The sequence below is a fragment of the Methanobrevibacter thaueri genome (assembly GCF_003111625.1).
Taxonomy (GTDB): domain Archaea; phylum Methanobacteriota; class Methanobacteria; order Methanobacteriales; family Methanobacteriaceae; genus Methanocatella; species Methanocatella thaueri.
The window spans coordinates 235,596-244,212 of record NZ_MZGS01000028.1 but is presented as its reverse complement, the minus strand read 5'-3'; the positions used below and the strand labels follow the sequence as shown (position 1 = coordinate 244,212).

Sequence of the window (8,617 nt, the reverse complement as noted above, 5' to 3'; positions counted from 1 at the left end):
AGCACGGATGATCTTTAGGAATCAAGTTTCGCAAGTCCATAGGGACCAACATAGTCTGATTAATATTATCATCTTTCAAAACCATAAATAAAACAACCATAAAGATTAATATCTATAATAAAAGATTGTACTTCATAGTATATAAAATTAAAGGAAAAATAAGCAAAATAAAATTAAAAAAATAGTGACTTCGTGTCACATCCTCAATTCAGAATTTCTCAAAATATATATGCTATTTTTTACATAACTATTGTTATTTAATGAGGAATTCAACATGAGCTATAATCCAAAAGTACTGTTATACATATTGATGCTTTCAACAATGGGCATAAACACTCCATTGAGCATAATAGGCATGATATCACAGATATCCGAGCATTTTGCCACATCCATTGCCGTTTCCGGGTTATACGTTTCATCCTTCACATTCACGATTGCCGTAACAGGGCTTTTCATACCTGTCCTGTTTTCAAGGTTCGAGATCAAAAGGACATTCATCGCAATACTCGGGATTTTTGCGGTGTCAAACCTTGTAATCATTTTCACAGGAAACATCTACATTGCAAGCTTTTTCAGAATCCTTTCGGCGGTCTTCTATCCGGCGTTCATCGCAATCGCCCTGACCTTCTGCGAGAAGATAGCGCCGGAAAATCAGCAGCAGGACTACATCACAAGGATCCTCCTCGGCATTTCAATCGGAAGCATTGTCGGATTGCCGATTACAACAGGATTGGGGACAATCTTCGGCTATCAGGTCGCCATGAGCTGGATTTTCCTCTTCAATCTCATGACATTAATATTGATTGCAATATTCTTCCCTAGATTGCCCGGCGAGTCAAAAAGCTATGAAATGCCTTTGTCCTCTTTAAAGTCAAGGGAATTCGTTTTGGCCACTGTCGGCATCATAATGATGCCAATAGGCGCAAGCATAGTCTACAACTACATTCCATACTTCCTGCAGACTGTCAGCCATGTCTATACATACAGGCTGAGCATTTTCCTTTTTGCCTATGGTGTAATCTCCATTTTCGGCACATGGCTGGGCGGAAAGATGATTGCAAAAAAGGACAAAGCAACACTGATCGTTTTCCAGCTGGTGTGTGCAGCGGTGTTTTTGGGAATGCATGCCTTTGCCGATTATCTGATTCCTGTCTTGATACTGATTTTGATATTTGGAATATTGGATGGTATGGGCTATAACTTGATTCAATACATCGAGGCGTCAGTTCTGCCCGACACTCCAGAACTTGCCAATGGCATATTTTTAAGCGTCTTGAACGGCGGAATCGCCCTTGGTATTGCAATCGGAGGATTTTTGGTTGACGGTTTTGGTGTAATGTCCATTTTCATCGGTGGAATATTATTTTTACTCCTTGCATTCTTTTTCTTGACTTATGTCATTTTGGTTTTGAAAACACCATTAAAATATTAAATTTATATTAAATGATAAACAAAAATTAAATCATAAATATATAATTGGATATTAGGTGTAGTAAATGGCTAATTATCATGATGAAATTTTAAGATTTGAAGAAATTGCAAAAGAACATACTCAATATATGAGAAACAGTATCAACTTAATCGCTTCCGAAAACGTTACAAGTGTAGAGGTAACAGAAGCGTTAGCAACTGATTTTGCTCACAGATACGCAGAAGGACAAGCATTCGAAAGGTTCTACGAAGGATGCCAATACATTGACATTTTGGAAGATAAAGTCAAAAAACTTTCATGTGAAGTATATGACTGTGATTATGCAAACGTTCAACCAGTATCTGGTGTTACAGCAAACCTTGCAGCATTCTTTGGATATGCAAAACCTGGAGAAAAAGTAATGGCTCTTGAAGTACCTTCAGGAGGCCATATTTCCCACGCAAACGTAAGTGCAGCAGGTATTAGAGGACTTAAAACAGTTTTCCACCCACTTGATAAGAATGTGATGAACATTGACATCGACGCAATGAACAAGAAAATTCTCGAGGAAAAACCAAAAATAGTCTTGTTCGGTGGAAGTTTATTCCTGTTCCCTCACCCAATCAAAGAAGCTCGTGAAGCAGCTGACGAAGTTGGAGCAACCGTAATGTATGACGGGGCACATGTATTAGGCCTTATTGCCGGTGGACAGTTCCAACAACCTTTAAAAGAAGGTGCAGACCTCATGATGGGAAGTACCCACAAGACCTTCCCAGGTCCACAAGGTGGAATCATCCTTTCCCATGCTGAAAATGCCGACACAATTGATGAGGCAGTTTTCCCAGGTGTTGTCAGTAACCACCACTTGCACCACTTGCTCGGTTTAGGCATTGCAACCGCTGAAATGTTAGAGTTTGGTGAAGCATACGCAAAACAGACCATCAAAAACGCACAAGCATTAGGTCAGGCAATGTATGAAAGAGGATTTGATGTTTTATGCGAAGACTTAGGATTCACACAATCCCATCAAATCGCAGTGGACTTGACCAGTGTCAGATCAGCATCAGATGTTGCAAAAGAATTAGCTGACAACAACGTGATTTTAAACAAAAACCTCTTGCCTGGAGATGACCGTGACAACTCCGATGATCCGTCCGGTTTAAGAATAGGTACCCAAGAAATCACCCGTAGAGGATTGAAAGAAAAAGAGATGGATGAGGTTGCTGAATTCATTAAACGTGTAGCTATGGATAAGGAAGACATAGCTGATGAAGTCGCTGAATTCATGAACCAATACACAACTCTGGATTACGCGTTCTCAGACAAAGACGCTTACGAATATCACAAATTATAGATTAACATGAGAATTGCCTTTGCATTTACTGGAGCGGGTCATTTACTTCGCGAATCAGTGCAAGTTGCTCTTAAGTTAGCAAAAGAGCATGAAGTCACAGTATTTCTATCAGGAGCAGCGGAAGAAGTCCTTAAGATGTATGGACTTTATGAAAGCGTTGTAAGCATAACTGGTGGAAAGTATAGGGAGCTCGCCACTGATTCCAACCAAAAATTTTCATATCCAATTACAGGTCGTCTGTCCCTGGGCAAATACGACCTATTAGTGGTCTCACCGGCTACAGCAAACACCGTTTCAAAGATTGTCTATGGAATTGCAGACACTTTGGTGACAAATGCGGTGGCACAGGCCGGAAAGGGCGCCGTGCCGGTATATATGGTTCCAGTTGACATCCATCCTGGACCGATTGATACAGTCTTGCCGTCAAAGATGGAGCTGTCAAAGTGTGAAGGCTGTGATGACTGCGTTGCTGCGTTAGTTTGTGAGCAGGGAGCTATTATTCCACATTCCGAAATCGATTTGACAAAATGCATCGGCTGCGGACTGTGCAGAAACTCATGCCCGAACGACGCGATTTCAGAAGGCAAGATCATTACAATCTACATGAGGGATATCGACATTGAAAATACTCGTAAATTATCTACTATTGATGATATCAAAATTTTCGAAACTCCAGATGAGATCTTAGATAAAATCTAAGTAATCTCCTATTTTTATTTTTAATACTCCTTTTTTTGTCTCTAAAACATATTTTGCTTGTTTTTTAGCTTTATAAAATCTCCATGGTTTCAGCGAAGCCTTGTCAAAAACTCTTTTGTTTTCATCGATGAAATAGACATCAATCTCAAATCTCATAAACATCGTGTGGATGCTGGAATCCCTTAAATTTGCAAATAATAGAATGTGATTGAAATCCTTTTTTCCCATTAAACCAATTAAACGTTTAAAAAAAGTGTCTGCATATATTATTTTCATAAGAAAAAATAATACTTTAAATTATTTAAGTTTTTAAGAAAGTAAAAACAATATTGAGTTAAATAAATGATTTTGACTCGATTTCACCATTGATTAGGTCCTGTAGGGCTATCTTGAAATCCTCTTTTTCAAAGGCTCCCGGGACAATCAACTGCTCTTCGGAAATGTTAAGGAAATACAGTGGTATCGATTCCACACCCATGACTATTGCGTCTTCCTCTTCAATCTGGACTTCAAAGTTGTATGAATCGCCTTCAAGCACATTCCTGATTTCACTTTCATCCAAACCCAATTCAGATGAAATTTCAACCAATGTTGTGATGTCAGCTATTATCCTGTTTTCGCAGAAATTGGCTTCAAAAATTTTAAAAATAAGTTCCTGTGAAATGTCAGGATGTCTGTTCTGCACATATTTGACTAGCCTGTGGGCATTTCTTGATGATGTTAATTTAATGTCCTTGTAATTCAATTCAATGCCGTCTTTTAGAGCGATTTTTTCGGTTTCAATAATCTTTTTTTCTGTCTCTTCAGGCGTAAGCCCGTACTTCAGGACGTTTTGGGTAATTATTGAACTGGTTGGAGCGTTAAATAATGTTGGGTAAAGCTCAAAGGGTTTCATTTCCCATTTTGCATCCAAATCCAATTCATCAACTGCATTTTTAAGTCGGACCAATCCTATATATGAATTTGGACAGTTGAAGTCGCTCCAGTAGATTATTCTCATTTTTTCTTCTTCTCTTCCTGTTTTTTCTTTTTATAGATTTTGTAAAGTTTCATTGAATTGTCTACCAGTTTAAAAAGTGAATTGTATTTTCTGTGAAAGCTCATGATTAACTATATTGATGTTATTGTTAATGTAGTTAATGCCAGTTTAATTTTTTATTTACAATCTATTTTCACATAATAAAAGCCATATTGTTCTTATTTTTTAAAATAAAAGTTTATATTCAAGTTTTTTCTAATATAACTGTATAACTGTAACCCCAAAGTCCAGGAGGTGATATTATGAGTTTTCATAGTGTTGCCATGAGTTGGATTCAAAGATTTCGTTTGATGAAAATTCCGCTTGGCAACTTAATATATCTAATGGGAGGATTATAGTGAGCACCCTTGCTAAATTTTGGGCTGCAGTAGTTTGGTATCTCATTTGTTCGTGGGTCTTGACTACTGTATTCACATTACTTTTAGTTAAGTTAATGTGAAACTTATGATTCTCTTTTAAATTGTAAGGATCTTCTCTTTCATCGGGAGTTGTTTTTTGATGGCCTCACCGGGTTGTCTTTGGGTTCAGTTGTACCTATGAGGGTCACTCCTTGCAATTTTTAAAGTCATGATTAAACTTATATAGGATTTGTTATCATAGTATTAGATAGAATTTTAAAATCCTTCTGGATTTTTAATTCAAACTTAGATATATTAAGTTTTTCAATATCTAATCGGTGCTTTGCAGGAGTTTTTCCTGCATTGTAGATATTGATTATAATAAACACTTGCTATTTTTAATTATAATTCATTTTAAGCGATTTAATTTAGATTTTCACAATTTGCCATAACCTTTATTTATTATCTTAAACAAAAAGATACATATTATAAATTAATAAAAAACATAATCATTTCGAGGAGTTAAAATGCCAATAAAAGAGGCAGATAAATCATACGATCACGATAAAATAGAAAAGAAGGTTCAAAAATTCTGGAAAGAAGAGGAAACCTTCAAAAAGGTAAATGAACTTAGAGAAAAAGGCCCTAGATATTCATTTTTAGATGGCCCACCATACTGTAGTGGTAAAATCCACTTGGGAACCGCATGGAACAAAATCATCAAGGATTCCTACTTGAGATACAAGTCCATGAACGGATTCAGCCTAAGAAGACAGGCAGGATGGGACATGCACGGACTTCCGATTGAAAACAAGGTCGAACATCTTATGGGAATCCAGTCCAAACAGGAAATCGAGGACGACATCGGTATCGACAAGTTCGTCGACAAATGCCGCGAATTCGCCATTGAAAACAAGATAGCAATGGAACAGGAATTCGACCAGTTGGGCGTTTGGATGGATTGGGACGACCCTTACATGACCCTTGACCCTAAATATATGGAATCCTCCTGGTGGATGCTCAAGAGGGCAAACGAGCAGGACTTGCTCTTAAATGACCAGAGGGTCATCAGCTGGTGTCCACACTGTGGTACAGCTCTTGCTGCAGCTGAAATCGAATACGAAGAGAAGGTAGACCCTTCAATCTACATAAAATTCCCTGTCCAAGGGGAGGAAAATACATATTTCCTTGTCTGGACAACAACTCCATGGACATTGCCTGCAAACCTTGCAATCTGTGTAAACCCAGAATTTGATTATGTTTATGTTTTAAAAGATGGTGAAACCTACATCATAGCCGAAAACCTCATGGAAGACGTTTTAGGCAAAAGAATAAAGATTCACAGAACCAAAATACCTGCAGAATCCGAAGATGGGGAAGACAAAATCATCGAAGAGGAAGAGGTAATGTATGAAATCATAAAAACCGTCAAAGGAGAAGAACTCGTCGGTTTGGCTTATGATTATATCTTAGCGGATGAAATTCCAAAGCAAATGGAATTCGACGCAGAAATAGAAAAGGTCCACACAATCCTTCCTGGAGACCACGTGGAGCTTGGAGAAGGTACAGGTCTTGTACACACAGCACCGGGACACGGTCCGGACGACTTTGAAGTCGGTCATGCAAACGGCTTGCCAATATTTTGTCCGGTTGGCGAAGACGGATGCTTCACTGAAGAAGCAGGAAAATATGACGGCAAGTTCACAAAAGATGAAAACCAACAAATCATCGAGGATTTACAAGCTAAAAACTTAATGTACCATGTTGAAACCATTGAGCACAGGTACGGTGTGTGCTGGAGATGCAAAACCCCTATCATCTACCGTGCAACCAAACAATGGTTCCTTAAGGTAACCGATATCAAACAGAAAATGCTTGATGAAATCGGAAAGGTCGAATGGGTACCTAAATGGGCCGGAGAAGGCAGATTCTACGATTGGGTGGACAATGCACGTGACTGGACAATCTCAAGGCAAAGATACTGGGGTATACCAATACCTATCTGGGAATGTCCTGACTGCGGAGAATTGAAGGTAATAGGCTCTTTAGCTGAATTGAAGGAAGAGTCACTTAATGAAATCAACGTATCTGATTCAGAACTCATCCACAGGCCATATGTAGACGAAGTTGAAGTCAAATGTGACAAATGTGGCCAGACCATAAAAAGAATTCCGGATGTATTGGACGTATGGATCGACTCCGGAGTTGCAGGATGGGCTTCACTATACTACCCTGAAGAGAAGGAGAAATTCGAAGACTGGTTCCCTTATGACTTCATCACTGAAGGACACGACCAGACCAGAGGATGGTTCTACTCACAGCTCGGTACCGGAGTGATTGCAATGGGCCAAAGCCCATACCAGAAAGTACTGATGCACGGATTCGTTCTTGATGAGAACGGAAACAAGATGTCCAAGTCATTGGGTAACGTTGTCGCTCCTGAAGAGGTAATCGAAAAGTACGGAGCGGACGTATTGAGATTCTACCTGTTATGGGCTTCAAAGCCATGGGACGACCTCAAGTTCGTATGGGAAGAATTATTAAACATCAACAAGATGTTCAACATCCTATGGAACGTTTACGTATTCTCAACAACCTACATGTCTTTAGACAACTTCAATCCGATTGGACTTAGCGAAGACGACATGATCTTGCGCTCTGAAGATAAATGGATTATCTCCAAAGCCAACACTCTAATCAAAGAAGTTGCAGAAGATCTCGATAAGCTATTCTTCCACAATGCAACAAGAAAAATCAACAATTTCATACTTGAAGACTTGAGCCGCTGGTATGTAAGGCTCATCCGTGGAAGGACATGGGTTGAAAGCGACGACCCTGACAAATTAGGCGCATACTACAGCCTGTACACAGCGCTTGTCAAGTTAATCACAGTATTATGTCCAATAGCCCCTCACGTATCCGAGGAAATCTATGAAAACCTTGTCAAAGGAGTAAATCCTGAGGCTCCAGAGAGCATTCACATGCTTGACTGGGGATATGACGAGGATGAGATAGACACAGAACTCGAAGCCAAGATGGATGTTGCACGTGAAGTCATCGAGGCATCAATAAGGGCAAGGGACATGGCACAATACAAGCTCAGATGGCCGGTATCAGACATCACAGTCGTATCTGAAGACGAGGATGTCCTCAAGGCAATCGAAGAGCTTACAGACATCATTAAAGACCAGTCAAATACCAAGGATGTCATCTGTGCCAGCGAATTTGAAAAATTATCATATAACGCAAAGCCTAACCTCAAGATTTTAGGACCTAAGCTCAAAGGCGACATGGGCAAAGTAGTCAAAGGCCTGAAATCAGCTGACGGTAATGAAATCAAAGCAGAACTTGAAGCGAACGGTACCGTAACAATCGAAGGAATCGAATTGAACTCAGAAGAGGTATTGTTTGATTCAGAGCTTCCGGACGATTTCGTATCATCAGAGTTTGAAGGCGGAAACGTATTCGTGAATACCAACATCACACTGGAAATCAGACAGGAAGCTATGGCCCGTGAACTCATCAGAAGGGTTCAGGACATGAGGAAGGACCTTGACCTTGATGTCGAAGCTAACATCAACGTGGATGTGGAGACATCCGCCGAATTCAAGGACCTTATCGTGCCTCAATCAGAATTCATATCACATGAAATCAGGGCCAAAAGCCTGATTATCACTGATAGCGAAGAATGCAGTAAAGATTCTAAAGATTATACCAAAGAATGGGATATTGAAGGAGAAAAGGTAATTATCTCCATTAAAAACTAAGGGTGTTAA

6 protein-coding genes are annotated in these 8,617 nt (G+C 39.4%); 4 read left to right on the top strand and 2 right to left on the bottom strand.

The window, feature by feature from the left end:
* The first annotated feature begins 274 nt into the window (after nucleotides 1–274).
* The 3 genes from MBBTH_RS10035 (at nucleotide 275) to MBBTH_RS10025 (ending at nucleotide 3,464) form a co-directional block, all read left to right on the top strand.
* The gene (locus MBBTH_RS10035; RefSeq protein ID WP_116592891.1) at nucleotides 275–1,432 is read left to right on the top strand and encodes an MFS transporter; all 1,158 of its coding nucleotides are present in this window, start codon (nucleotides 275–277) and stop codon (nucleotides 1,430–1,432) included.
* Between the two features lie 64 nt (nucleotides 1,433–1,496).
* Entirely contained in the window at nucleotides 1,497–2,765 is a 1,269-nt protein-coding gene (gene glyA / locus MBBTH_RS10030; protein ID WP_116592890.1) for a serine hydroxymethyltransferase, read from the top strand.
* A gap of 6 nt (nucleotides 2,766–2,771) precedes the next feature.
* Nucleotides 2,772–3,464, top strand: a complete 693-nt coding sequence (locus MBBTH_RS10025; RefSeq protein ID WP_116592889.1) for a dihydromethanopterin reductase (acceptor) — start codon at nucleotides 2,772–2,774, stop codon at nucleotides 3,462–3,464.
* Here MBBTH_RS10025 and MBBTH_RS10020 read toward each other — a convergent pair.
* Nucleotides 3,450–3,692, bottom strand: a complete 243-nt coding sequence (locus MBBTH_RS10020; protein WP_243409806.1) for a DUF192 domain-containing protein — start codon at nucleotides 3,690–3,692, stop codon at nucleotides 3,450–3,452. The genes MBBTH_RS10025 and MBBTH_RS10020 overlap by 15 nt on opposite strands.
* 106 nt (nucleotides 3,693–3,798) lie before the next feature.
* Nucleotides 3,799–4,464, bottom strand: coding sequence for a DsbA family oxidoreductase (locus MBBTH_RS10015; protein ID WP_116592887.1), 666 nt, complete (start codon nucleotides 4,462–4,464; stop codon nucleotides 3,799–3,801).
* A gap of 904 nt (nucleotides 4,465–5,368) precedes the next feature.
* Between MBBTH_RS10015 and ileS the strand changes: the two genes are divergently transcribed.
* Nucleotides 5,369–8,608: an isoleucine--tRNA ligase gene (gene ileS / locus MBBTH_RS10010; RefSeq protein ID WP_116592886.1), complete on the top strand. Its 3,240-nt coding sequence runs from the start codon at nucleotides 5,369–5,371 to the stop codon at nucleotides 8,606–8,608.
* Nucleotides 8,609–8,617 lie beyond the last annotated feature (9 nt).

Coding starts and splice junctions, on each gene's coding strand:
- ileS (WP_116592886.1), top strand. CDS start 5,369: ATGCCAATAAAAGAGGCAGATAAATCATACGATCACGATAAAATAGAA.
- MBBTH_RS10025 (WP_116592889.1), top strand. CDS start 2,772: ATGAGAATTGCCTTTGCATTTACTGGAGCGGGTCATTTACTTCGCGAA.
- MBBTH_RS10035 (WP_116592891.1), top strand. CDS start 275: ATGAGCTATAATCCAAAAGTACTGTTATACATATTGATGCTTTCAACA.
- MBBTH_RS10015 (WP_116592887.1), bottom strand. CDS start 4,464: ATGAGAATAATCTACTGGAGCGACTTCAACTGTCCAAATTCATATATA.
- MBBTH_RS10020 (WP_243409806.1), bottom strand. CDS start 3,692: ATGGGAAAAAAGGATTTCAATCACATTCTATTATTTGCAAATTTAAGG.
- glyA (WP_116592890.1), top strand. CDS start 1,497: ATGGCTAATTATCATGATGAAATTTTAAGATTTGAAGAAATTGCAAAA.